This window comes from Collinsella sp. TM04-29 (genome assembly GCF_003466565.1).
Taxonomy (GTDB): Bacteria; Actinomycetota; Coriobacteriia; order Coriobacteriales; family Coriobacteriaceae; genus Collinsella.
On the sequence record NZ_QSPW01000001.1, the window covers coordinates 348832 to 373734 of the forward strand.

The following is a 24903-nucleotide window of genomic DNA, read 5'->3' on the forward strand; positions in this document are numbered from 1 at the left end:
ATAACGCAGCTATGGCGCAAGCACGGGCCCTAACCGCGTTGCCGCACATGGGCGCTACTCGTCCAGAGCGGAAAGGTCGATGCCCAGTGCCTCGGCCATCTCGTCATTCTTGACGACGACCAGGTCCTTGCTCGAGAGGTGCTTGATCGGCATATCCTCGGCCTTGGCCTCGCCCTTCAGGATCTTGACGGCCATCTCGCCCGCGGCGTAGCCCAGATCCTCGTAGTTGATGGAGAGGGTGAACAGGCCACCGGCCATGCACATGCCCTCCTCGCCAGTCACGTAGGGAAGCTTGTTTTCCTTGCAGATCTGGCCCACCTGCGAAGCGCCCGCGGCGATGGTGTTGTCGGTGGGGGAGTAGAGCGCGTCGACCTTGCCCACGGCGGACTCGACGACGGACTGGATCTCGTTGGAGCTCGAGACGGTGAAGTCGGTGTACTCCAGGCCCAGCTTGCCGAGTTCCTTCTTGGCGGCCTTGATTTGGACGTCGGAGTTGGACTCGGCGGTGCAGTAGAGCAGACCGACCTTCTTTACGTCGGGCAGGACCTTCTGCATCATCTCGAGCTGCTCGGCGACCGGGGTGAGGTCGGAGGCACCGGTGACGTTGGTGCCGGGCTTGTCGTTGTCCTGGACCAGGCCGGAGGCGGCGTAGTCGGTGATGGCGCAGCCCACGATGGGGATATCGGCCGTGGCGCCGGCGGCGGCCTGCGCGGCAGGCGTGGCGATGGCGTAGATCAGGTCGACGTTGTCGCCCACAAACTTGTCGGCGATGGACTTACACGTGGACTGGTCGTTCTGGGCGTTCTTCTGATCGATCTTGACCTTAAGGCCGCTCTTCTTGATGGCCTTGACAAAGCCGTCATTGGCGGCGTCGAGTGCGGAGTGCTCGGTGAGCTGTAGAACGCCGATGGTGTAGTCGGAACCGGCGGCTGCGGAGCCGGAACCAGAGTTGCCGCCGCATCCGGCAAGCGGGGCCAGTGCGAGCAGACCGGCGGAGACCAGAAGGCTCCTGCGGCTGATGGTGATGTCCTTCATATCGTTACCCCCAGTATAGAAATGGCTGGAAACACTGCACTCAAACAAAGTACAAGTGGAACTATAGTAGCGCGGATGTCCATTTTTACAATAACCTGGCGGGTTTTTTAATACAGAATCGGATGGGCGGTACGGGTAGTCGAATGGGCGGCGAAGGGTCCTATGCGGCTGACGAGGTGTCGTCCTCGTCCAGGGCGGCGAAGAGCTTCTTGCCGTCGAGGAGACGCGTGGTGACGTTTCTCATGCGGCCAATCTCTACGGTACGCAGCGTGTCATCGGCGCCTCGGGTGTCATAGACCGTTCCCAGCAAATACGAGATGCCGTCTCGTTGCTTGATGGCAAAGGGCCGGAGTGTCATCCGTGCCACTTCGACCTCTCCGCGTGCCGTGACGCTCGAAATATCAAAACTCACCGTGGTTCCGTGGTCGATGGCCTGCTCGATGAGCTCGCAGGTGTCGATGCGCTTGACGGGCGTGCGCGGGGCCTTGGTGGATTTGCTGCCCGCGCTTGGAGCGGGCTCGGGTGCATCGAGGTAGCCGCGAACGTCGGCACTCGCCATGGCGACTAAGTGCTGCGCCATGCTTTTTCGGATGGCGATGGGCGTAGAACGGTTGCGCATGACCATGCCGTGGAGCCGGATGATCTCTTCGTCGGTGAGCGGACGGGTCAAGAGCCGATACCCCACGCCGCGTTTGTATTCAATTTCATATCCGGCATGGCGAAGTGCGGAGATGGCGGTGTAGATGCTGCGCCGCGCCGCCGAGATGGGCATGCAGGCGGGGTCGTCGGGATGGGCGAGGCGCCGGATCAACTCATCGGAAAGCATGGCCTTGTCCTCGCCAGTGTTTTCGCTTAATAGTTGCAAGATACGAACGGCGCGATAGGCTGCCATCGAGGCGGCGCCCCTCGTCGTGGTCTCGTAGGTTTCAACAGCGGCTTCGGTCATGGTGCCCACGTCCTTTCCGTTTTGGGTGGCGACGGTATGGAGCCTAGGACGCGGGGTTTTCCCAGGGGCGCAGGGCGCTCTGGGCGGTCGGTAGTCGTCGGCAAACGGCGGGTCGAGTTTTCAACAACCCTGCCTAACTGACCAAAACCTTGCCAAAAGCTTGACGGATACCGTTGAAAAAAGCGTCTCTCGACCGATGTCGAGAGACGCTTGTGCGATGAGCGTTGGCGTGTGGCGACGCGAGCTAGCGTCCGACGATTAGAAGTCGGCGTTGCCCACGGTGCGCGGGTGCGGCAGGACGTCGCGGATGTTGCCCACGCCGGTCAGGTACATGACCAGGCGCTCGAAGCCCAAGCCGTAGCCGGCGTGCTTGCAGGAACCATAGCGGCGCAGGTCCAGATAGTACTTGTACTGCTCGGGATTCATGCCCAGGTCCTTGATGCGGGCCTCGAGCAGGTCCAGGCGCTCCTCGCGCTGGGAGCCACCGATGATCTCGCCGATGCCCGGCACCAAGCAGTCGGCGGCGGCGACGGTCTTGCCGTCGTCGTTCATGCGCATATAGAAGGCCTTGATCTCGGCCGGGTAGTCGGTTACGAAGGTCGGGCGCTTAAAGTGCTCCTCGGTCAGGAAGCGCTCATGCTCGGTCTGCAGGTCGATGCCCCAGCTCACGGGATAGTCAAACTTGTGACCGGCGGCGACGGCCTGCTCCAGGATCTCGACGGCCTCGGTGTAGGTAACGCGGGCAAAGTCTGAGTTTGCCACGTGGTCCAGGCGCTCGAGCAGGCCCTTGTCCACAAACTTGTTGAGCATGTTGAGCTCGTCGGGGCAGGTGGCCATAACGTCCTTGAGGACGTACTTGAGCATGGCCTCGGCGTTATCCATGTAGTCGTTCAGATCGGCAAAGGCCATCTCGGGCTCGATCATCCAAAACTCGGCGGCGTGGCGCGTGGTGTTGGAGTTTTCGGCGCGGAAGGTGGGGCCAAAGGTATACACGTCGCCAAAGGCCATGGCAAAGTTCTCGGCATTGAGCTGGCCGGACACGGTGAGGCTCGCATGCTTGCCAAAGAAGTCCTGGCTCCAGTCGACCTCGCCGGACTCGGTGAGGGGCGGGTTTTTGGGGTCGAGCGTGGTCACGCGGAACATCTCGCCGGCGCCCTCGCAGTCACTCGTGGTGATGATGGGGGTGTTGACGTAGACAAAGCCCTGCTCCTGGAAGAAGCGGTGGATGGCTGCAGCCGCGACAGAGCGGATGCGGAACACGGCGCGGAACAGGTTGGTGCGCGGGCGCAGGTGCTGCTGGGTGCGCAGGAACTCGACGGTCGCGCGCTTCTTCTGCAGCGGGTAATCCGGGGCGCTGACGCCCTCGACCTCGATGGAAGTGGCAGAAAGCTCGAAAGGCTGGGGCGCATCGGGCGTCAGCTTGACGGTGCCGGTGCAAATGAGTGCGGCCGAGACGTTCTGATGGGCGATCTCGTCGTAGTTGTCGAGCGCCTCGCGGTTCATGACGACCTGCAGGTCGCGGAAGCAACTGCCGTCGTTGAGCGTAACAAAGCCAAAGTTTTTCATGTCGCGGACGGACTTGACCCAGCCGGCGACGGTGACGGTCTGGCCACCGAGCGACTCGGCGTGCGTATAGAGCTGCGCGATTTTGGTGCGGTTCACGTATCCTCCCATAACGGTTGAATGATAGTTATCCATACAGTTCGATATTCTAGCAGCTCGGCTCATTTGGGCTATACAGACAAGGCATTGACGGGATGGTTTTCAAACGAAAAGCGCCCACGGCCAAATGGTCGCGGGCGCTTTTCGTGGTGTCTTTTGGCTGTGTAGCGCGGGACCTGGCTACTTGGTCTTGGCCACCAGCAGCGGGTCGCCCAGCTTGACAAGCGGGTTGCCGCCGATAAGCGTTCCGGACTCGCCGACATGGTCGATGCTCTTAAGGCGATCGAGCTCGGAGACGATGACGGTCACGATATCCTCGTGACCAGCGGCCTTAATGGCGTCGCGGTCGAAGCTGATGAGCGGCTGGCCCGCCTTGACCACATCGCCCATCTCGACAAAGCGGGCAAAACCCTTGCCATTCATTTCCACGGTGCCCAGGCCGACATGGATGAACACGCGAAGACCGTCCTCGGTGATCATGCCGATGGAGTGGTTGGTGACGGTGGTGGCGCCGATGCGGCCGTTGGCGGGCGCATAGATGGTGCCGGTAATGGGCTCGATGCCATAGCCCTGGCCAAGCATGCCCGAGGCGATTGTCTCGTCGGGAACTTCGTCCAGGTTGACGAGCACGCCGTTGACGGGGGCGTAGATGACGCCTTCGCGGGTGGCGAAGCTTGCTGCGGGCGGAATGGACGCCTCGCCGGTCGAGGTGAAGGTGGACTTAAGCGAATCGAGCAGACCCATAGTTGCCTCCAACTTAAATAGGCGCATATCGCGCGTTTGGTTTGCCGGAAACGTTTCATATGTGTTTCGCGGCTTGGTCAACGCCCCTATTCTACGCTGCTCAACGATGGTCCTGAGCTGGGATTATGTGATATATCAGTTGATGGGAATCTTATTGCGGGAGCGTTTCTGCACCGTGGGTCCAACTGGGGTACGCTTGAAGGCGAAAATGAGTGCGCACGAATCGCGCGAAGGGAGCACATATGATTGTCGAGAACCATGCGCTGTGGGGCGAGGAGCCGACCGAGGAATATCCGGCGACGTTTACGTATTTGGGTGCCGAGCCGCTGCCCGATAAACCGAATGGCCGCCGTCCTGCCGTGATTATCTGCGGCGGAGGTGCGTTTACGCATATCGCTCCGCATGAGCGGGATCCCGTGGCGTTTGCGTTTTTGGATCACGGCTACCAGGCCTTTGTGCTCAACTATGTCACGAGTTCTACGGGTGACGTGAGCTTTCCGCACCCCCAGGCAGATCTTGCCAAGATGGTCGCCACGGTGCGTGCGAATGCCGACGAGTGGCATGTCGATCCCAAGCGCGTGTGCGTCGTGGGCTTTTCTGCGGGCGGCATGATCTGTGCCTCGCTGGCAACGCAGTGGAAGACCGGCCCCTTCGCGGCACTTGCCGGGGCGCGTCCGGACGACATCCGTCCCGATGCCGTGGTGCTGGGCTATCCGCTGCTCGACTTTGCCTATGTGCGCGACATGCAGACGCGCGATCCGCGCATTGACTTGCGTGTGCCCAAGACGGGCGGTAAGACGGGGCGCGATTTGCTCAACGACTATCTGTCGATGGTGACGGGCGGCGAGGCGACCGACGAGCACTTGGCCGATATCTGCCCTACCACGCATGTTTCGCGTCAGATGCCGCCGACCTTTGTGTGGGGCGTGTCCGACGACAAGACGGCGCCGATCGCGCAGGTCTATCCCTTTGCGCAGCGCATGGCCGAGGAGGGCGTCGCTTGCGAGATGCACGTCTTTGACCAGGGCGGTCACGGCCTTTCACTCGGCAACGCCAACACCGCGGTCGACAACGAGGACAAGCAGGTTTCCGTCCGTCCCTGGATCCGCCTGGCCTTCCGCTTCCTGGAGCGTCATATGTAAAAGTAGACTATTTACCCATTTCAAAAAGCCTGCTCAGAGGAGGAACCATGCTTGAGGGTACGTATGCGGTTTCGGCCCAGACGCCGGTGGGGAGTAAACGCGGCGAGGTGACGTTTTCACACGGGGCGAACGGCGCGCTCAGGGCAGTACTAAACGTCAGGGGTCTCAATATCGCTCTCTCGAGCGCCCGCGCTGAGGGCGATTTTTTTGAGCTCTCGGGTACTATCTCCCACGTCTTGATGGGCAAAGTGCCCTTTACATGCACGGGGTCGGTCGAGGGTGATCGACTCATCGCTACCGCGCGGTCGGGTTCCGTTTCGATCTCGCTGAGCGGTATGCGCAAAGAGCTTTCGGGGCGCACGGCATAAAGTTTGCGCAGGTAAACATCGGTATTTGACTTTATAAAATAGTTCAGAGCGCTATCATTTGTCGTTACGAGTTGGTTAGCCCCGGTAAACGGTTAGCCGCGTCTAACGAAAGGATGAGCGCGTGAAGCTCGATACGCTCGAGATTGGAAAGGACGCCGTTGTCGCATCGGTGACATCTGACGATCAGGCACTCCGACAGCATATTTTGGACATGGGCCTAACGCCGGGCACCGAAGTCACCATGATGAAGTACGCCCCCATGGGCGACCCGCTCGAGATTCGCCTGCGTGGCTACGAGTTGACGCTGCGCAAGGACGATGCCGCTCGCATCGAGCTCGTGGGTGTTCACGACACCGATACGGGTCCGCGCGCTAACGCCGCAATCGGCACGACGGAGCACCCGGCACTTGGCGAGGGGACGTATTCGCCCCGTGCGGCAAAAACGGCCGTGCCCGAGGGTGCGCCGCTGCATTTCGCCCTTGCCGGCAACCAAAACTGCGGCAAGACTACGTTGTTCAACCAGCTGACGGGCTCCAACCAGCACGTCGGTAACTTTCCCGGCGTGACGGTCGACCGCAAGGACGGTACTATCCGTAACCATCCCGAGGCGGGCGTTACCGACCTGCCCGGCATCTATTCGCTGTCGCCGTACACGGGCGAAGAGATCGTCAGCCGCCAATTCATCTTGGATGAAAACCCCGACGCCATCATCGATATCATCGACGCCACCAACATCGAGCGTAACCTGTACCTGACGCTGCAGCTTATGGAGCTCGACCGCCCCATGGTCATCGCGCTCAACATGATGGACGAGGTGACGGCCAACGGCGGCGCCGTGGACGTCAACCTGCTCGAGAGCCTGTTGGGCGTGCCTGTTGTCCCCATTAGCGCTGCCCGCAACGAGGGCATCGGCGAGTTGGTGGATCATGCCTTGCACGTGGCGCGGTTCCGCGAGTGCCCCGGTCGCCTGGACTTCTGCGCGCCCGATGGTCCAGACGGCGGCGCGCTGCATCGCTGCATTCACGGCATCGCCAACCTTATCGAGGACCATGCCGCGACGGCGCACATTCCCGTGCGTTTTGCGGCGACCAAGCTGGTTGAGGGCGACGAGCTGGTGACCGAGGCACTTCATCTGGATCGCAACGAGCTTGACGCCATCGAGCACATCATTACCCAGATGGAGGGCGAGGCCGGCACCGACCGTCTATCTGCGCTGGCCGACATGCGCTTCGGCTTTATCGGCGACGTGTGCGGGCGCTGCGTCGTAAAGCCGCACGAGAGCCGCGAGCACGTGCGCTCCGTCAAGATTGACCGCATCCTGACAGGTCGTTACACAGCCATTCCGGCGTTCCTGGTGATCATGGGCCTCGTCTTTTGGCTGACGTTTGGCGTGATCGGCGCGGCGTTGCAGGGACTTATGGAGGACGGCATCGCTGCCATCATCGCCTCGGCCGATGCGGGTCTCAAGGCGTTCGGCACCAACGACGTGGTGCGCTCGCTGGCCGTCGACGGTGTTCTCACGGGCGTGGGCAGCGTGCTGACCTTCCTGCCGATCATCGTCGTGCTCTTCTTGTTCCTCTCCATTCTGGAAGACTCGGGCTACATGGCGCGCGTGGCCTTTGTCATGGATAAGGTATTGCGTCGCTTTGGCCTGTCGGGCCGCAGCTTTGTGCCCATGCTCGTCGGTTTTGGCTGCACCGTGCCGGCTATCATGTCGACCCGTACGCTCCCATCCGAGCACGACCGCAAGATGACGGTCATGCTCACGCCGTTCATGAGCTGTTCGGCCAAGTTGCCGGTCTACGGTCTGCTGTGCGGGGCGTTTTTCCCGCAGGCGACAGTTCCCGCCATGGTCTCGCTCTATCTGATTGGCATTGCGGTCGGATGCATAGCGGCTTTGGTGCTCAACCGCACGGCATTTAAGGGCGACCCGGTGCCGTTTATCATGGAGCTCCCCAATTACCGCCTGCCGAGCGTTAAGACGACGGTGATGCTGGCATGGGATAAGGCCAAGGACTTCATCACCAAGGCCTTCACCATTATCTTTGCCGCTACGGTGGTCATTTGGTTCCTTCAGACGTTCGACATCCGCTTTAATGTGGTCGCCGATCAGTCGCAAAGCCTGCTTGCGGGTCTCGGCAGCATCATCGCGCCGGCGCTGGCGCCGCTTGGGTTTGGCGATTGGCGAGCATCCACGGCGCTCGTCACCGGCCTTATCGCCAAGGAGAGTGTCATCTCGACCCTCACGGTGCTTTTGGGCGCGACCTCGCCCGCGGCACTGTCAGCCATGTTTTCGCCGTTTACCGCTTACGTGTTCCTGGTCTTTACGCTGCTGTACCCGCCCTGCGTGGCGGCCATCGGTGCCGTCAAGAGCGAGCTGGGTGCGCGCTATGCCGTTGCCGTGTTGGCGTTTCAGGTGACGGTCGCCTGGATCGTGGCGTTTGTCGTGCATTCGGCGGGCATATTGTTGGGGTTGGCTTAGCTATTTATTGACGGCGCAACCCCTGTGTATTGAGTTGATTACGGCCCCGCATCTGTTGCTGACGGATGCGGGGCCGTTGCTATATAATCGCCCATCGCTCAAGACAATCGGAGAGGGTTCCTACATGACTCAGGCAAGACAAGATGGCATCTCGCTCAAGCAGTGGCTCCCGCTTATCGGGCTCGCCTGCTGTGCGTTCGTGTTCAACACGTCGGAGTTCATGCCCATCGGCCTTCTGACTGATATCGCCGCGTCGTTCTCGCTCACCGAGGCCCAGGCAGGCATCATGATCTCGGTCTATGCTTGGGGCGTCATGCTGCTGTCGCTGCCACTCATGGTGTTTGCCTCGCGCTTTGAGTTCAAGCGTATGCTGCTCGGCGTGCTCGCCGTGTTTTCTCTGGGTCAGTTCCTGTCCGCTGTGGCACCGACATATCCCATCCTGGTCTGTGCGCGCCTGGTGGTCGCTTGCGCACATGCCGTGTTCTGGTCGGTCGCCTCGATTATGGCCTCGCGCCTGGTCGACAGTCGCCACGGGGCGCTCGCCATTAGCATGATCGCCACGGGCTCGTCCATCGCGCAGATCTTTGGCCTGCCGATCGGCCGCGCCATCGGACTGGCCGTGGGCTGGCGCATGACATTCGCCGTGGTCGGGGCCCTCTCGGCTGTCGCGGTTGTCTACCAGGCCGCGGTGTTCCCGGCCATGCCGGCGGGCGAGCGCTTTACCGTCAAACAGCTGCCCGAGCTGCTCAAGAACCCGTTCCTGATTGCGCTCTACGCGGTCACGGTCTTTATGGCGACCGGCTATTATGCGGGTTACAGCTATATCGAGCCGTTCCTGGCGCAGGTCGCGCACGTCGACGCAAGCGCTATTACCATGACGCTGACGGCGTTTGGCTGCTCTGGTCTGCTCGGAAGCTGGCTGTTTGGCCGCCTGTTCGATGGGCATCGCTTCCCGTTCTTGGCTATCACGCTCTCCGGCGTGCCGGTGGCTCTGCTGCTCGTGGGTCCGGTCGCATCGTCGCTCGTAGCAGTGCTTGCCGTCTGCGCGCTATGGGGCTGCTGCTCCACGGCCTTTAACGTTGCGTTCCAGGCCGAGCTCATCAAGTACACGCCGGCGGATTCGTCGGCCGTCGCCATGTCGATCTTCTCGGGCCTGTTTAACCTCGGTATCGGCACGGGCACCGCAATCGGCGGCGCCGTGGTTTCGGGTCCCGGTATCGCTTGGATTGGCTTTGCGGGCGGGGCGATTACCGTCGTGGGCGTCATCCTTGCCATCACCGTACTGTTCCCAGCCATACGCCGCGCAAAGCCCGTCGCCTAATCACGTCCCCTCATCAGCTGCGGTGGAATAGCTCCTGTTTAAGGCCTCTGAAGGCCCAAGCAGGAATTATTTCACCGCAACTTATTTTGGGGGAGAGGATACAAGCCGGGCATACAATGGATATCGTTGTGTTGAGCTTACCGGGAGGTTGCTATGTGGGCATACGAGACGACGTTCTATCAGATCTATCCGCTGGGCTTTTGCGGAGCTCCGCGCGAAAACGCCGCTCCCGTTGCCGAGGATGAACTCGCCCAGGCTGCCAACGCTGCGCCCGACCCCGATGCACCCATCATGAAGATCGCCCAATGGGCTGACTACCTGCAAGAACTCGGCGTTGGCGCTGTGCTCATCAACCCGCCGCTCGAATCCGACAGCCACGGCTATGATACGCGCAGCCTGCGCCATGTCGACCGCCGCCTGGGCGGGGATGCCGATTTTGCCGCCGTATGCGAGACGCTGCACGCCCATGGCATCCGTGTGGTGCTCGATGCGGTCTTCAACCACGTCGGCCGCGGCTTCTGGGCCTTCCGTGATGTGCAGGAGCGTAAGTGGGACTCGCCGTACAAGGACTGGTTCCACATTAGCTTTGACGGCGACTCCTGCTATGGCGACGGCTTTTGGTACGAGGGTTGGGAAGGCCATTTTGAACTTGTGAAGCTCAACCTGCAAAATCCCGCTGTGGTCGATTACCTGCTCGAGTCCGTGCGCCGTTGGGCTGACGTGTTTGGCGTCGACGGCCTGCGCCTGGACGTTGCCTATATGCTCGACCGCGACTTCATGCGTCGTCTGCATACCTTTACCCGCGAGCTCAAGCCCGATTTTGTGCTGATCGGCGAGACGCTCCACGGCGACTACAACCAGATCGTCAACGACGAGATGCTTGACTCCTGCACCAACTACGAGTGCTACAAGGGCCTGTACTCCAGCTTTAACTCGGTCAACATGTTCGAGATTGCCCATTCGCTGCATCGCCAGTTTGGCGGCGATCCGTGGTGCATCTACCGCGGCAAACACCTGCTGTCGTTTGTCGACAACCACGACGTGCCGCGCCTGGCGAGCATCCTCACCGACAAGTCGTGCCTGCGTCCCGCCTATGGCATGCTCTTTGGCATGCCGGGCATTCCGTGTGTCTACTATGGCAGCGAGTGGGGAATTGCCGGCGAAAAGGGCGGCCCCGATGGCGACTGGGCGCTGCGACCTGCGCTCGATGAGCCTGCGCCCAACGAGCTGACGGCGTTCATCACGCAGCTTGCGCACCTTCGCTCGGCCGACGACGCGGCGGCCCGTGCTCTCAACTACGGTGCCTATCGCAACGTGGTGATCCAGAACAAGCAGCTGCTGTTCGAGCGCGCCTGTGACGGCGCGACGGTGCTCGTGGCGGTGAACGCCGTGGGCGAGCCTTACACCTTTGGCGCCGGCGAGCTCAACGGGTCCTTTGTCGACCTGCTTGCCGATGGCGTGCCCACGGTCGAGCTGGCTGGCTCCCTTGAGCTTGCGCCCTACGAGGTGCGCTATCTGTTGAGGGCCTAGGCCATGGCTGCGTCCGACGAGGGCTATCAACATATTGAGCATGGGTTTGAACCCGTGTTTGACGAGCGCTCGCGCGTTTTGATGCTGGGGTCGTTTCCCTCGGTGCTCTCGCGTGCCAATGCCTTCTACTATGGCAATCCGCAGAACCGCTTTTGGCGGGTCACGGCGGCGTGTCTCGGTGTGCCTGTGCCGCCCAACGAGGGTGATCCTTTGGCAAGCGGTGAGCCCGCGACGCTCGATGCCTCCATTGCCGCCAAGCGGGCCATGCTGCTGAACGGCGGCGTGGCCCTGTGGGATGCAATCGAGGGCTGCGACATTAAGGGCTCGAGCGACGCGAGCATTCGCAACGTTGTGCCGGCACATATCGAGCGCATTACCGATGCAGCTCCCATTGAGCAGGTGATATGCAACGGTGGTACGGCTGGCCGGCTCTACAAGCGCTATCTACAAGAACGCACCGGGCTGCCCGCCATCGTCCTGCCCTCGACAAGTCCTGCCAATGCGGCTTGGCGTCTTGAGCGCCTTGTCGAGCGCTGGCGCGAGGCAGTTGACTGGGCTGCTCTCTAATTTAGATATTTGATTGAGCATGGGCGCCGAGGCGTTTGATGATGGCGTGCCAGATCGGCGCGGGCAGCGCGGGCTCGACACGCACCATGCCGTCGGCGTTGACGCTACCGGCATCGCCGCCGCCGAGCAGCTGGGCGTGCTCAACTGAGCAGCCCATGCGCACGGCACCCACAAGCTTATCCATCGCTTCCGAAAACGGTCGCCGCAAGAGTCCCATGCGCGGGGAGCGACGAAGCGCCGCAATGCCGCTGCCGGCGCAGATGGCAACGCCGCCACACCACAATTGGTCATGGCGCTCACATGCCTTGTGCAGGCGAACGGCGGCCCCACGCGCCTGCTCAGTGCCCTCTTGTGCGGCTCGAATCGCGGCATAGACGCGCGTTCCCGTACCGCCAAAGCGCTCAAGCGTCTGCTCGATAGCTGTCAACGTCTCATCGTCAGCCACATCTTCAATGGCCAGCACGATGCCATCGGCAACGCTGCCGGCGTCATTTGCCTTCAAGTCGACCGGGCGGGGGAGTGCGGTGCCGGAAAGTTGAGCATAGGCGGCGATGGCATCCTGCAGGTCCCAGAGCAAAAAATCAAGATCGGCGCTCTTGGGAATACTGATATACGCAATGGTGTGCAGTGTTTTTGGTACATCGCCGCGCGCGGTCGTCTCCATGCCATCTCCTTTCCGGCTCGTTTCCGTTTAGGTTACACCGTCTGGTGGCGCTGGGCGCGCTATCCTAGTGCAACCCTTACGAAAGGAACGCCATGCGTCTGCCCATGAATACCTCGCTTGCCACGCTCAAGCCCTCCGGCATCCGTCGGATTAACGCACTCGCCGCTCAGCACCCGGGATGCATCGCGCTTGCGCTTGGCGAGCCCGATTTTCCCACGCCCGATGTGATTAGTGCCGAGGTGACCGCCGCACTGGACCGCGGTGACACGCACTATCCGCCCAATAACGGTCGCCCCGCCCTGCGCGAGGCGTTATCTGCCTACATGGGGGACGCGGGCCTTATGTTTTCGGCCGACGAGGTCATCCTGACCGACGGCGCGACCGAGGCCCTGTCGGCAACATTCATGGCTATGCTCAACCCCGGCGACGAGGTCATTATTCCCGCGCCGGCCTTTGGCCTGTACGAGAGCATCGTCGTAGCCAATCACGCCAAAGCGGTCTTTTTGGATACGGAGCCTGCGCAATTTCAGATTGACGAGGATGCGCTTCGCGCCTGTGTGACCCCGGCGACCAAGGCCATCGTTATCTGCTCGCCCAACAATCCTACGGGCTGCATCCTCAACACGGCGTCGCTCGACGCCGTGGCGCGCGTGGCAGAGCAGGCGGGCATCTACGTAGTCTGCGACGACGTATACAACCGTCTGGTCTATGTGGATGGCTACGAGCGCTTTGCCCAGCGCCATCCGGAGCTGCGCGACCAGACGGTGGTCATCGAGAGCTTCTCCAAGCCCTGGGCCATGACCGGCTGGCGCTTGGGTTGGCTCGCAGCCGCAGCCCCCGTCATCGCCGAGATCGCAAAGGCTCACCAATACTTAGTATCGAGTGCTGTCTCCTTCGAAATGGACGCCGCAGCCCGAGCCCTGACCGTCGACCCAACCCCCATGCTCAAAGTCTACCGAGCCCGCCGCGAACGCGTACTCGCAGCCTTAAACGCCATGGGCCTCGACGTAGTAGAGCCCGCAGGAGCCTTCTACACTTTCCCGAGCATCAAAAAGTTCGGCCTAACCAGCGAAGACTTCTGCATCAAAGCCATCGAAGAGGCAAACGTAGCCCTAGTCCCGGGCGACTGCTTCGGCACCGAAGGCCACGTCCGCCTCAGCTATTGCGTTTCCGATAAGGACCTGGACGAAGGCCTCCGCCGCCTGTCCACCTTCCTTTCAACCTTGTAGCCATCAGGGACGCAACATATCAGCCCACCGACTTAAGGCTTATGAGTGGGGGCGCCGGCCAACGGGAAACCGGGCTGCCCCAAAGTCACCGCAGGCCGCGCCGCCGAAGGCCAGGCGCAAGGTTTTCGTAGATTCCGCACGAGCCGAAGAGCACTTAATGTGCTCTTCGTGCGAGCCCAGGACCTGACCGAGCGAAAACCTTGCGCCTGGCCTTCGGCGGCGCGGCCGGATGGTGGAATTGTGTGCAGCCCGGTTTCCCGTTGACCGACGCCGGGGTCCCCGCCATAATACTTTCGGTTCACGCACGAATCCGCTGCCAGAGACAGCCGGTGCAAACGGGCATCGCCCGCGAGCTTAATGGGATATCCCGCCAGCCGAGGTGGTCGAGTAGATATGTCTTCTCGCCCCCGTCGCTCATGCAGCGCGGGGGCTTTCTTTTTGGACATGCCCCCGTCACGTCCTTGTGGCGGACCGTGCCCGGAAAGAATTTGAGGAGGTGTAATTCATGCCCCAGCAGTACAAAATCGACAAGGTTGCAGAGATCGAGTCCCGTATCGCCGAGAACGCCGGTCTGTTCGTCGTCAACTACAACGGTCTGACGGTTAAGCAGGCTCAGGAGCTGCGTCATCAGCTTCGCGAGTGCGGCGCCGAGATGAAGGTCTACAAGAACAACCTGGTCAAGATCGCTCTCAAGAACCAGGAGCAGCCCGAGATCGACGAGATCCTCGCCGGCCCCGTCGCTTATGTGTTCTACGAGACCGAGCCGGTCGAGGCCGCTAAGGCCCTTAAGGACTTCTCCGCTAAGTCCAAGGGCGTCCTTGAGATCAAGGGCGGTATCTCCGACGGCAAGGCCGTTTCCGCCGATGATGTTAAGGCTATCGCCGAGCTGCCCACCAAGGATCAGCTTCTCGGCCAGATCGCCGGTCTCATCTCCGGTTTCGCTCGCGACATCGCTGTCTGCGTCAACGGCGTTTCCTCTGGTCTCGCTCGTTCGATCCAGCAGGTCTCCGAGCAGAAGGCAGCCTAGTTGCTGTTTTCACCCGCGGCGGCAACGCCGCACCCCTGGCGCATTCGCGCCGTGTTTTAACTGATCTCCGTGCATCCGCACGGAAACCGAAAGGACTTAGAAATGGCTAAGCTTACCACCGATGAGATCATCGATGCTCTTAAGGAAATGACCCTTCTCGAGGCTTCCGAGCTCGTCAAGGCTATCGAGGACACCTTCGGCGTTTCCGCCGCTGCTCCTGCTGCTGTTGTCGCCGCTCCCGCTGCTGGCGCTGCTGAGGCCGAGGAGAAGACCGAGTTTGACGTCGTGCTCGAGGGCTTCGGCGACAACAAGATCCAGGTCATCAAGGCCGTCCGTGAGCTCACCAACCTTGGCCTGAAGGAGGCCAAGGAGGTCGTCGAGGGCGCTCCCAAGGCTGTTCTCGAGGGTGCCAAGAAGGAGGACGCCGAGGCTGCCAAGGAGAAGCTCGAGGCTGCTGGCGCTGCTGTCACCCTCAAGTAATCAGGCTTTCTCGCCAGATTCCTTTGCAGACGGGGTTCGCATTGCGAGCCCCGTCTTTTTTGTTTTTCGGTCCCTCGGCATCGGTTGCTCAAACTGCCATGTTCTGTGATTTGCGTCGTATCGGGTGCCCTGCCGTTGGGCAATAAAATTGCACCATTCGAGCAATAATTTGCGTTGACCTGCTGTAGAATTGTCTCTGCCTTGTAGCGACATATAGTTCCAGCGGTAAGATGCTTGGGTATCGCAATTTGGTCTGCGGCTGTGTGCCGCACGCACGGGGCGCTTTTGCGCCTGCGAAAGGATCTTTGAATAACATGAAGGCAATCATCCCCGCCGCCGGTCTTGGCACGCGTTTTCTGCCTGGCACCAAGTGCACGCCCAAAGAGATGCTGCCGGTGCTCGACAAGCCCGTCATTCAGTACGTCGTCGAGGAGGCGCTCGAGCCCGAGGAGGTCGACGATGCCATCATCGTTACTTCTCCCGGTAAGCCCGAGCTACTGAACTACTTCCAGCCTGATCGCTCGCTCGAGAACCTGCTGCGCGAGCGCGGCAAGAACGCCTATGCCGATGCTGTCGCCCACGCTGGCGGTATGCCGGTCGACTTCCGTTATCAGTACGAGCCCAAGGGCCTCGGCCATGCTATTCGCTCTGCTGCCGACGCCGTGGCAGGGGAGAACTTCCTGGTTCTTCTGGGCGACTACGTTGTGCCTAACCGCGATATCTGCGACAAGATGCTCGCCGTTTCCAAGGAGCACGGTGGCGCTTCGGTTATCGCCGTCGCCGCTTGCTCGCCCGAGGAAGTCAGCCGCTACGGCGTTATCGCCGGCGAGCGCGTCGGTTCGCTCGAGGGCGCCGAGAACGTTGCCGATGCCGAGCCGGGCGCTGTCTGGCGCATCGGCGGTCTGGTCGAGAAGCCCGCTCCCGAGGCGGCTCCGTCCAACCTGTACATCGTCGGTCGCTACCTGCTGAGCCCGCTGGTCATGGACTTGCTGGCAGATCAGCAGGCCGGCAAGGGCGGCGAGATCCAGCTCACCGACGCCATGGCCCGTTCGCTCGACCGCGAGGCCATGTACGCCGTCGTCATCGACCCGCTGTCGGGCTACGACACCGGCACTCCCTCTGGTTGGATGGCCACTAACGCCCTCATGGCTGCAAACGACCCCCGCTTTGCCGATGCCTTCTGGGACGCCATCGACGAGCGCGGCGGATTGATGCGCAAGTAAGCCATCGGGCACCGACATTTACGGGCGTGGACCTCGGTTCGCGCCCGTTTTTTATAAGAGCTGCGATTGCTGGCTCTCTGTTCACAGAAAATATATGAACAGATGTTCGATACACATACATCTACCTGCGTGTTTTCTGTCGAAAAACTTTGCTACTCCAAAAACTCAATCGCGTCAAGGCTTTTCTTGCCCAACGGTCGGTACCTGATAAACTATTAGGTTGCGATAACTGGCGAAGCTATGCCTCGCCAACCCACCGAGCATTTCCGTGAAGGAGGAAAAACCTGGTGACCTACGCATACACTGCCACTGAGCGCAAGCGCGTCAGCTTCGGGAAAATCCCGGAGGCCATGGAGCTCCCCAACCTTATCTCTGTTCAAAGGGAATCCTTTGAGCGTTTTAAGGACGAGGGCCTTCGTGAGGCGTTCAAGGAATCCAGCCCCATCCAGAGCCAGAACCATGTTCTCGAGGTTACCTTCGGCGAGCATCAGTTCGGCGACCCCGCGCACACCGTCGAGGAGTGCCGCGAGAAGGATATGACCTATCAGGCTCCGCTTCTGACCGACGTCCGTCTCACCAACAAGGAGACCGGCGAGATCAAGGAGCAGCTCGTCTTTATGGGCGACTTCCCCATGATGACCGATCAGGGCACCTTCATCATCAACGGTACCGAGCGTATCGTCGTCTCGCAGCTCGTCCGCTCCCCGGGCGTGTACTACAGCTCCGAGATGGATTCGGGCAAGCAGATCTACAAGGCCCAGATCATCCCGTCCCGCGGTGCCTGGCTTGAGTTTGAGGTCGACAAGCGCGACCAGCTCATGGTCTCCATCGACCGTAAGCGCAAGCAGAGCGCCACGATGTTCCTGCGCGCCCTTGGCATCGCCGTCACCAACGACGACATCATCGAGCTGCTCGGCAACTCCGATGTGATCAAGCGCACCCTGGAGCGCGACACCGCCCTCACCCGCGAGGACGCCCTCATCGAGATCTACCGTCGCCTGCGCCCAGGCGAGCCTCCCACCGTGGACGCTTCCCGCAGCCTGCTCGAGGGCCTGCTCTTTAACCCGCAGCGCTACGATCTGGCCCGCGTCGGTCGTTACAAGGTCAACAAGAAGCTCAACCTCACCACCGAGGAAGAGGTCACGGTGCTCACCGACGAGGATATCGTCGCGACGCTGCGCTACCTGCTGTCCCTCGCTGCCGGCGAGCAGGGCTTCAAGGTCGACGACATCGACCACTTTGGCAACCGCCGTATCCGCACCGTTGGCGAGCTCGTCGCCAACCAATTCCGTATCGGCATGAGCCGTATGGAGCGCGTCGTCCGTGAGCGCATGAGCTCCCAGGACATCGACGAGATAACCCCACAGTCGCTCATCAACATCCGCCCGATCGTGGCCTCCATCAAGGAGTTCTTCGGTTCCTCGCAGCTCTCGCAGTTCATGGACCAGGCGAACCCCCTGACCGGTCTGACCCACAAGCGCCGTCTGTCCGCACTCGGCCCTGGTGGTCTTGCCGGTCACAAGTCCGGCTCCAGCCGCCGCACCAACGTGCCGACGGCCGTCCGCGACGTTCACAACTCGCACTACAGCCGCATGTGCCCGATCGAGACCCCCGAAGGCCCCAACATCGGCCTGATCGGCTCGCTCGCCCTCTACGCCCGCGTCAACGAGTATGGCTTCATCGAGGCCCCGTTCCGTCGCGTCGAGAACGGCGTTGCCACCGACCAGATCGACTGGATGACCGCTGACGAGGAAGAGAAGCACGTTATCGCGCCGGCCAACACGCCGCTCGATCCCAAGACCAACGAGTTCATCACGACCGATGCCGAGGGCAAGCTTGTCCGCCCGCACACCGTGATCGCCCGTACCCGCGACTTCGACGGTTCCTTCGGCGCTCCCGCCGACGTGCCCGTCGAGGACGTCGACTACATGGACGTCTCGCCGCGTCAGATGCTCTCCGTCGCAGCCACGCTGATCCCGTTCCTTGAGCACGACGACGCCAAGCGTACGCTGATGGGCGCTAACATGCAGCGTCAGGCCGTGCCGCTGGTTCACCCCGCCGCTCCCTATGTCGGTACCGGCATGGAGCGTCGCGCCGCTCTGGACTCCGGCGAGGTCACCCTGGCCAAGAACGCCGGCGAGGTTATCTTTGCCGACGCCGCCAAGATTATCGTCAAGCATGCCGGCGGCATGGACGAGTATCATCTGGCCAAGTACCAGCGCTCCAACCAGTCCACCTGCATCAACCACCGTCCGCTCGTGCGCGTCGGTGACACCGTTGAACAGGGCGAGCCTCTGGCCGACGGTCCTTCGACCGATCACGGCGAGCTCGCACTGGGCCAGAACCTCACCGTGGCCTACATGCCGTGGGAAGGCTTTAACTACGAGGACGGTATCGTCGTGTCCGAGCGCCTGGTGGCCGAGGACCTGCTGACGACCATCAACATCACCCGTCACGAGATCGACGCCCGCGACACCAAGCTCGGCCCCGAGGAGATCACCCGCGAGATCCCGAACCTCTCCGAGGACATGCTTGCCAACCTCGACGAGGACGGCATCATCCGCATCGGCGCCGAGGTCGGCCCTGGCGACATCCTGGTCGGCAAGGTCACGCCTAAGGGCGAGAGCGCTCTGACCGCCGAGGAGCGCCTGCTGCGCGCCATCTTCGGTGCCAAGGCCCACGATGTCCGCGACACCTCCCTTAAGATGCCTCACGGCGCTTACGGCCGCGTCATCGACGTCGTCCGCTTTAGCCGCGAGAACGGCGACGACCTGGCCCCCGGCGTCAACGAGCAGGTGCGCGTCTACGTCGCCCAGCGTCGTAAGATCCAGCAGGGCGATAAGATCGCCGGCCGCCACGGCAACAAGGGTGTTATCTGTAACGTTCTGCCGGTCGAGGACATGCCCTACATGGCTGACGGTACCCCGATCGACGTTATCCTTAACCCGCTGGGCGTTCCTTCGCGTATGAACGTCGGCCAGCTGCTCGAGTGCCACCTTGGCTGGGCTGCTGCGTGTGGTTGGGATACCGAGCAGGCCGACTCCGACAAGTACGTCCCCGGTCCGTTCTTCACCGCCACGCCCGTCTTCGACGGCGCCAAGGAGGACGAGATCGCCGAGGTCATCCGTCGTGCCAACAAGAACATGCTCAACAAGGCCACCGCTGCCTTTGGCGATCACATGCGCCCCGAGTTTGTCACCCAGCTTGACGAGCGCGGCAAGACCCGTCTGTTCGACGGCCGCACCGGCGAGGAGTTCCGCGAGCCCATTACCGTGGGTACGTCCTACATCCTCAAGCTCGGCCACATGGTCGACGACAAGATCCACGCCCGTTCGACCGGCCCTTACAGCCTGGTTACCCAGCAGCCTCTGGGCGGCAAGGCCCAGTTCGGCGGCCAGCGCTTCGGCGAGATGGAAGTTTGGGCACTGTACGCATACGGTGCTTCCAACGTCCTGCAGGAGATCCTGACCGTCAAGTCCGACGATACCGTGGGCCGCGTCAAGACCTACGAGTCCATCGTCAAGGGCGAGAATGTTCCGGTCCCGGGAATCCCCGAGTCCTTCAAGGTTCTCGTCAAGGAGATCCGCTCCCTCGCACTGGACATCGAGCCCATGCACGATGCCGACGAGGACGCCTCCGCCCCTGTGACCGCCGAGGAGACCTCTGCTCTCGACGACCTGGCTGCGCTCGCCGGCGTTGACGCCGACGTCGAGGCCGAGGATGCCGAGACCGCCGAGGCGCCCGAGGCTGTCGCCGCCACGACCACTGATAAGGAGTAGTTGACTGTGGCAGATTTCGAAGCTACTGATTTTGACTCGGTAAAGATCTCCCTTGCCTCCGCCGACCAGATCCGTTCCTGGTCGCACGGCGAGGTCAAGAAGCCGGAGACCATCAATTACCGTACCCTCAAGCCCGAGAAGGACGGCCTGTTCTGCGAGAAGATCTTCGGTCCCGCCAAGGACTGGGAGTGCTCCTGCGGCAAGTACAAGGGCATCCGCTTTAAGGGCATCGTCTGCGAGCGCTGCGGCGTCGAGGTCACCTCGGCCAAGGTGCGTCGCGACCGCATGGGCCACATCGAGCTCGCCGCTCCCGTGTCCCACATCTGGTACTTCAAGAGCCCCACGAGCTTCCCGATGAGCCGTATGCTCGACATCAAGTCCAAGGACCTCGAGAAGGTTCTGTACTTTGCCAGCTACATTATCACCGAGGTCGACTACGAGGCTCGCGAGGCCGACGCCGACGACCTGCGCGAGGAGCTCGCCGCCGATCTGGAAGAGATCGATGCCGAGTGCGCCCGCCAGATCGAGTCCCTCAAGGAGCAGGGCGACCCCGAGAACTTTGACGAGTTCTCCGACGAGGAGCCGCTGACCCCCGAGGAGATCGCCTCTGGCATCGTCGACATTGAGGAAGAGTGCAAGGACGAGAAGCAGCTCCGCACGGACGCCTTCAACGCCTTCATGAAGCTCACCGAGCGCGACCTCATCTCCGATGAGCCGCTGTTCCGCGAGATGACCCGTTACTACTCCATGTACTTCAAGGGTGGCATGGGTGCCGAGGCCGTCCGCGACCTGCTCGCTGCCATCGACCTCCCCTCCGAGGCCGAGAAGCTCAAGGCCATCATCGCCGACGAGGACTCCCAGAAGCAGAAGCGCGAGAAGGCCGTCAAGCGCCTCGAGGTCGTTGACGCCTTCCTGAAGGGCGGCAACAGCCCCGCGAACATGATCCTGGACGTCATCCCGGTCATTCCGCCCGATCTGCGCCCGATGGTCCAGCTCGACGGCGGCCGCTTCGCCGCGTCCGACCTCAACGACCTGTATCGTCGCGTGATCAACCGTAACAACCGACTCAAGCGCCTGCTCGACCTGGACGCCCCTGCGATCATCGTGAACAACGAGAAGCGCATGCTCCAGGAGTCCGTGGACGCCCTGTTCGACAACGGCCGTCGTGGTCGCCCGGTCTCTGGCCGTGGCGGTCGCCCGCTCAAGTCGCTCGCCGAGGCCCTCAAGGGCAAGCAGGGTCGTTTCCGTCAGAACCTGCTGGGCAAGCGTGTCGACTACTCCGGCCGTTCGGTAATCGTTACCGACCCCAAGCTGCTGCTGCACCAGTGCGGTCTGCCCAAGACCATGGCGCTGGAGCTCTTCAAGCCCTTCGTCATGAAGCGCCTGGTCGAGCTTGGCAAGGTCGAGAACATCAAGGGCGCCAAGCGCGCTATCGACCGTGGTGCCACCTTTGTGTGGGACATTCTCGAAGAGGTCATCGACGGCCGCGTCGTGCTGCTCAACCGTGCACCGACCCTGCACCGTCTGTCCATCCAGGCCTTTGAGCCGGTGCTGGTCGAGGGCAAGGCTATCCACCTGCACCCGCTGGTCTGCTCGCCCTTCAACGCCGACTTCGACGGCGACCAGATGTCTGTCCACGTGCCGCTGTCCAGCCAGGCTCAGGCCGAGGCTCGCGTGCTCATGCTCTCTGCGAACAACCTGCGCTCGCCGGCATCCGGCAAGCCGGTCAACATCCCTTCGCAGGACATGATCATCGGCGTGTACTACCTGACCCAGGTCCGCGACGGTCTGCCGGGCGAGAACCACGTGTTCTCGAGCTTCGACGACGCGCTGCACGCCTATGACTGCCGCTCCGAGGTCGACATGCAGGCCAAGATCCAGGTCCGCGTGTCCGCCGAGAACGCCAACGTCATCAACGAGGACGGCACCCGTATCTTCCGCGTCAAGAACGGCAAGAACGAGTTCGTCGACTACGACGTCACCGGCAACAAGACCGCGCGCTTCGAGACCTCTATCGGCCGCATCATCTTCAACCGCCAGTGCCTGCCCGAAGACTATGAGTTCATGAACTACAAGATGGTCAAGGGCGACGTGGCTAAGCTGGTTGCGGACTGCTGCGATCGTTACCCCGAGGCCAAGGTCGGCCCGATCCTCGACGCCATCAAGTACTCCGGCTTCCACTACGCTACCCGCGCCGGCCTCACCATCTCGGTGTGGGACGCTCTCATCCCTGCCGAGAAGCAGGGGCTGCTCGACCGCGCCCAGGCCAACGTCGACCAGATCAACGAGTACTTCGAGGAGGGCTTCATCAACGAGACGGAGCGCCACATCGAAGTCGTTAACGAGTGGACCGCTTGTACCGATAAGGTCGCTGCGCTCATGCTTGACATGTTCGACGAGGAGAACCCGCTGTACATGATGGCCGACTCCGGCGCCCGTGGTTCTAAGACCCAGCTGCGTCAGCTCGGCGGCATGCGTGGCCTGATGGCAGACATGTCCGGCGAGACGATCGACCTTCCCATTAAGGCGAACTTCCGCGAGGGCCTGCTGCCGCTCGAGTACTTCATTTCGACCTACGGCGCCCGTAAGGGCCTGGTCGATACCGCATCCCACACCTCGGACTCTGGTTACCTGACCCGTCGTCTGGTCGACGTGGCCCAGGACGTCATCGTCCGCGAGGAGGACTGCGGTACGCACGAGGGCGTCACCTACAACCTCATCATCCCCGGCACCACCGACCTCAACACCGACCTCGTCGGCCGTTGCTTCATTGAGGACGTCGTGGCTCCCGATGGCACCGTGCTCTTTGAGCAGGACGGTTACATCGAGAAGGTCGCCGACATCCAGAAGATGGTCGATGCGGGCCTCAAGAAGGTCAAGCTCCGCGCGCTGCTCACCTGCCGCTCCAAGTACGGCGTGTGCCAGAAGTGCTACGGCTGGGATCTTTCCACCCGTCGTCCGGTCGCCATCGGTACCGCGGTCGGCATTATTGCCGCCCAGTCCATCGGCGAGCCCGGTACGCAGCTTACGATGCGTACCATTCACTCCGGCGGCGTCGCTGGCGTCGACGATATTACGCAGGGTCTGCCTACGGTCAGCCGTATGTTCGATATCGTCGGCAACGTCAACGAGAAGATTCTGGGTCGCGAGGCCGAGCTGGCTCCGTACTCCGGTCACCTCTCGATTAAGCCCGAGAAGTCCGAGTACGTGCTGACGCTCACCGATTCCGAGGATCACACCCGTGTCCTCGACGAGCGTCGCGTCCCCGCATCGGTGCGCTTCATGCCCGAGATCGAGGACGGCTGCGAGGTTCGCGCCGGCGACCAGATCACCAAGGGCTTCGTCAACTTCCGCAACCTGCGCAAGCTGACCGACATCGAGTCGACGATGCACACCTTCGTCGAGAGCGTTAAGGACGTCTACACCAGCCAGGGCGTCGACCTGAATGACAAGCACATCGAGGTGCTCGCACGTCAGATGCTGCGTCGCGTTCAGATCACCAACCCCGGCGACTCCAAGTACCTGCTTGGTCAGTACGTCGACCGCTATGAGTTCGCCGACGAGGTTGAGCGCGTTGCCCGTCTGGGCGGTCAGGCTCCCGTGGCCGAGCCCGTCATCCTGGGTACGCTCAAGGTCGCGTCCAACATCGACTCCTGGCTGTCGAGCGCTTCGTTCATCCGTACCGCCGGCGTCCTTACCGAGGCTGCCATCGAGGGCAAGGTCGACCACCTGCTCGACCTCAAGTCCAACGTCATCGTCGGTAAGAAGATTCCGGCTGGTACCGGCCTCAAGCCGTACGCCAACGCCAAGCTGACGTATCGTACGGCCGACGGCTACGTGGACATCGACGGCCCGGCTTCGCCCAACGCCAAGTCGCTGCCCGAGTGGGCTCCGGTTGAGCTCAAGGACCTGGACGAGCAGCTCCCGCAGCAGCTCGACTGGGCCGGCTACGACGAGTTCGGTGGTGCTGACGGTTCGTTCACCCGCAACGGCCACACCATCTCCGCCGAGAAGGCTCGCCTGTACCTGTTCGACGACCTGGGCGTGTCGCAGCGCTGGACCAACAAGTTCAGCGAGGTCGGCATCGAGACGGTCGGCGACCTGGTTGGCAAGTCCGAGGAGGATCTGCTGCGCATCGATGGTATCGGTGCCAAGGCGATCGAGGAGCTCCGTGACGGTCTGGAGGCCCACGACCTGCTCTACATCCTCGAGAACAACGACGACGTTGCCGACGAGGAAGACCTCTCGCAGCTGCTGCAGATGGTCTTTAGCCCCGACGGTCCGGACGACATCCTGCTGGGCACCTCCGCCACGCCGACGCATCACGCCGACGCCGACGAGGAGCTCCTGGGCGCCCCGATTGACGACAAGAAGGCTCCCGCCAACGGTGCCATCAACGAGGACATGGCTTCCCTCGACGAGCTACTCAACCAGCTCGTAGACACCGACGACGCCGAAGAGGCCAAGGACAACGACGAGGAATAATTTCCTAGTACGTTAACCGCCCTTCCAAAGACCCGCTTCCCAACAGGGGAGCGGGTCTTTTTTGATGAGGAACGTTGCCCCGACGAGTACGTCGGATTCCCGGAACGGGCCGCCCGCTGTTTAAGTTTGTCGCGAGTTCCGCACGCAAAGGAAAGCACTTAATGTGCTTTCCGTCTTGCGCAGGACTGTAGAGCAGCAAACTTAAACAGCGGGCGGCCC

Annotated in this window: 17 protein-coding genes; 12 read left to right on the forward strand and 5 right to left on the reverse strand. The window is 61.7% G+C overall.

Translation table 11 applies throughout. The annotated features are described in order from the left end of the window. Window positions 1-54 precede the first annotated feature (54 nt). From DXD39_RS01575 to DXD39_RS01590, 4 genes are all read right to left on the reverse strand, one after another. Window positions 55-1035 carry an ABC transporter substrate-binding protein gene (locus DXD39_RS01575; protein WP_117802926.1) on the reverse strand — a complete coding sequence of 327 codons (981 nt, stop codon included), beginning with the start codon at window positions 1033-1035 and terminating at the stop codon, window positions 55-57. A 160-nt stretch (window positions 1036-1195) separates the two neighbouring features. Beyond that, window positions 1196-1981 carry a hypothetical protein gene (locus DXD39_RS01580; protein ID WP_117802927.1) on the reverse strand — a complete coding sequence of 262 codons (786 nt, stop codon included), beginning with the start codon at window positions 1979-1981 and terminating at the stop codon, window positions 1196-1198. A 258-nt stretch (window positions 1982-2239) separates the two neighbouring features. Next, window positions 2240-3643 carry an asparagine--tRNA ligase gene (gene asnS, locus DXD39_RS01585; protein ID WP_117802928.1) on the reverse strand — a complete coding sequence of 468 codons (1404 nt, stop codon included), beginning with the start codon at window positions 3641-3643 and terminating at the stop codon, window positions 2240-2242. A 180-nt stretch (window positions 3644-3823) separates the two neighbouring features. Next, window positions 3824-4414 carry a PTS glucose transporter subunit IIA gene (locus tag DXD39_RS01590; protein WP_117765219.1) on the reverse strand — a complete coding sequence of 197 codons (591 nt, stop codon included), beginning with the start codon at window positions 4412-4414 and terminating at the stop codon, window positions 3824-3826. A 215-nt stretch (window positions 4415-4629) separates the two neighbouring features. On the opposite strand from DXD39_RS01590, the gene DXD39_RS01595 reads away from it, so the two are divergent. The 6 genes from DXD39_RS01595 (at window position 4630) to DXD39_RS01620 (ending at window position 11797) form a co-directional block, all read left to right on the forward strand. Beyond that, window positions 4630-5529 (forward strand): alpha/beta hydrolase, encoded by a 900-nt coding sequence (locus DXD39_RS01595; protein WP_117802929.1) that lies wholly within the window; start codon window positions 4630-4632, stop codon window positions 5527-5529. A 47-nt stretch (window positions 5530-5576) separates the two neighbouring features. After that, window positions 5577-5897 (forward strand): hypothetical protein, encoded by a 321-nt coding sequence (locus DXD39_RS01600; RefSeq protein WP_117802930.1) that lies wholly within the window; start codon window positions 5577-5579, stop codon window positions 5895-5897. 121 nt (window positions 5898-6018) lie between these two features. After that, complete coding sequence (gene feoB / locus DXD39_RS01605; protein WP_117802931.1) at window positions 6019-8379, forward strand: ferrous iron transport protein B; 2361 nt, start codon at window positions 6019-6021, stop codon at window positions 8377-8379. Between the two features lie 124 nt (window positions 8380-8503). Next, window positions 8504-9700 carry an MFS transporter gene (locus DXD39_RS01610; RefSeq protein ID WP_117802932.1) on the forward strand — a complete coding sequence of 399 codons (1197 nt, stop codon included), beginning with the start codon at window positions 8504-8506 and terminating at the stop codon, window positions 9698-9700. Between the two features lie 153 nt (window positions 9701-9853). Continuing rightward, on the forward strand, window positions 9854-11230 hold the full coding sequence (locus DXD39_RS01615) for an alpha-amylase family glycosyl hydrolase (protein WP_117802933.1): 1377 nt from the start codon (window positions 9854-9856) through the stop codon (window positions 11228-11230). Window positions 11231-11233: 3 nt separating this feature from the next. Then, on the forward strand, window positions 11234-11797 hold the full coding sequence (locus DXD39_RS01620) for a uracil-DNA glycosylase family protein (RefSeq protein ID WP_117802934.1): 564 nt from the start codon (window positions 11234-11236) through the stop codon (window positions 11795-11797). 1 nt (window position 11798) lies between these two features. Here DXD39_RS01620 and DXD39_RS01625 read toward each other — a convergent pair whose 3' ends face one another. Next, window positions 11799-12461 carry a hypothetical protein gene (locus tag DXD39_RS01625; protein WP_117802935.1) on the reverse strand — a complete coding sequence of 221 codons (663 nt, stop codon included), beginning with the start codon at window positions 12459-12461 and terminating at the stop codon, window positions 11799-11801. 92 nt (window positions 12462-12553) lie between these two features. Here DXD39_RS01625 and DXD39_RS01630 point away from each other — a divergent pair, with 92 nt between their 5' ends. From DXD39_RS01630 to DXD39_RS01655, 6 genes are all read left to right on the forward strand, one after another. Continuing rightward, entirely contained in the window at window positions 12554-13690 is a 1137-nt protein-coding gene (locus DXD39_RS01630) for a pyridoxal phosphate-dependent aminotransferase (protein WP_117802936.1), read from the forward strand. Window positions 13691-14195: 505 nt separating this feature from the next. Next, a complete protein-coding gene (gene rplJ, locus DXD39_RS01635) occupies window positions 14196-14717 on the forward strand; it encodes a 50S ribosomal protein L10 (protein ID WP_055250258.1) in 522 nt (173 codons plus the stop codon). Between the two features lie 102 nt (window positions 14718-14819). After that, a complete protein-coding gene (gene rplL, locus DXD39_RS01640) occupies window positions 14820-15197 on the forward strand; it encodes a 50S ribosomal protein L7/L12 (RefSeq protein ID WP_006235005.1) in 378 nt (125 codons plus the stop codon). A 314-nt stretch (window positions 15198-15511) separates the two neighbouring features. Then, window positions 15512-16420, forward strand: coding sequence for a UTP--glucose-1-phosphate uridylyltransferase (locus DXD39_RS01645; RefSeq protein WP_117802937.1), 909 nt, complete (start codon window positions 15512-15514; stop codon window positions 16418-16420). Between the two features lie 350 nt (window positions 16421-16770). Then, the gene (locus tag DXD39_RS01650; protein WP_229071722.1) at window positions 16771-20199 is read left to right on the forward strand and encodes a DNA-directed RNA polymerase subunit beta; all 3429 of its coding nucleotides are present in this window, start codon (window positions 16771-16773) and stop codon (window positions 20197-20199) included. Window positions 20200-20205: 6 nt separating this feature from the next. Continuing rightward, on the forward strand, window positions 20206-24684 hold the full coding sequence (locus DXD39_RS01655) for a DNA-directed RNA polymerase subunit beta' (protein WP_199411484.1): 4479 nt from the start codon (window positions 20206-20208) through the stop codon (window positions 24682-24684). Window positions 24685-24903 lie beyond the last annotated feature (219 nt).

What these genes read in the sequence shown, in the direction of transcription:
- rplL (WP_006235005.1), top strand. Translation starts at nt 14,820, where the DNA reads ATGGCTAAGCTTACCACCGATGAGATCATCGATGCTCTTAAGGAAATG.
- DXD39_RS01580 (WP_117802927.1), bottom strand. Translation starts at nt 1,981, where the DNA reads ATGACCGAAGCCGCTGTTGAAACCTACGAGACCACGACGAGGGGCGCC.
- rplJ (WP_055250258.1), top strand. Translation starts at nt 14,196, where the DNA reads ATGCCCCAGCAGTACAAAATCGACAAGGTTGCAGAGATCGAGTCCCGT.
- DXD39_RS01620 (WP_117802934.1), top strand. Translation starts at nt 11,234, where the DNA reads ATGGCTGCGTCCGACGAGGGCTATCAACATATTGAGCATGGGTTTGAA.
- DXD39_RS01615 (WP_117802933.1), top strand. Translation starts at nt 9,854, where the DNA reads ATGTGGGCATACGAGACGACGTTCTATCAGATCTATCCGCTGGGCTTT.
- DXD39_RS01645 (WP_117802937.1), top strand. Translation starts at nt 15,512, where the DNA reads ATGAAGGCAATCATCCCCGCCGCCGGTCTTGGCACGCGTTTTCTGCCT.
- DXD39_RS01625 (WP_117802935.1), bottom strand. Translation starts at nt 12,461, where the DNA reads ATGGAGACGACCGCGCGCGGCGATGTACCAAAAACACTGCACACCATT.
- DXD39_RS01590 (WP_117765219.1), bottom strand. Translation starts at nt 4,414, where the DNA reads ATGCGCCTATTTAAGTTGGAGGCAACTATGGGTCTGCTCGATTCGCTT.
- DXD39_RS01630 (WP_117802936.1), top strand. Translation starts at nt 12,554, where the DNA reads ATGCGTCTGCCCATGAATACCTCGCTTGCCACGCTCAAGCCCTCCGGC.
- DXD39_RS01600 (WP_117802930.1), top strand. Translation starts at nt 5,577, where the DNA reads ATGCTTGAGGGTACGTATGCGGTTTCGGCCCAGACGCCGGTGGGGAGT.
- DXD39_RS01650 (WP_229071722.1), top strand. Translation starts at nt 16,771, where the DNA reads ATGGAGCTCCCCAACCTTATCTCTGTTCAAAGGGAATCCTTTGAGCGT.
- DXD39_RS01610 (WP_117802932.1), top strand. Translation starts at nt 8,504, where the DNA reads ATGACTCAGGCAAGACAAGATGGCATCTCGCTCAAGCAGTGGCTCCCG.
- DXD39_RS01575 (WP_117802926.1), bottom strand. Translation starts at nt 1,035, where the DNA reads ATGAAGGACATCACCATCAGCCGCAGGAGCCTTCTGGTCTCCGCCGGT.
- DXD39_RS01595 (WP_117802929.1), top strand. Translation starts at nt 4,630, where the DNA reads ATGATTGTCGAGAACCATGCGCTGTGGGGCGAGGAGCCGACCGAGGAA.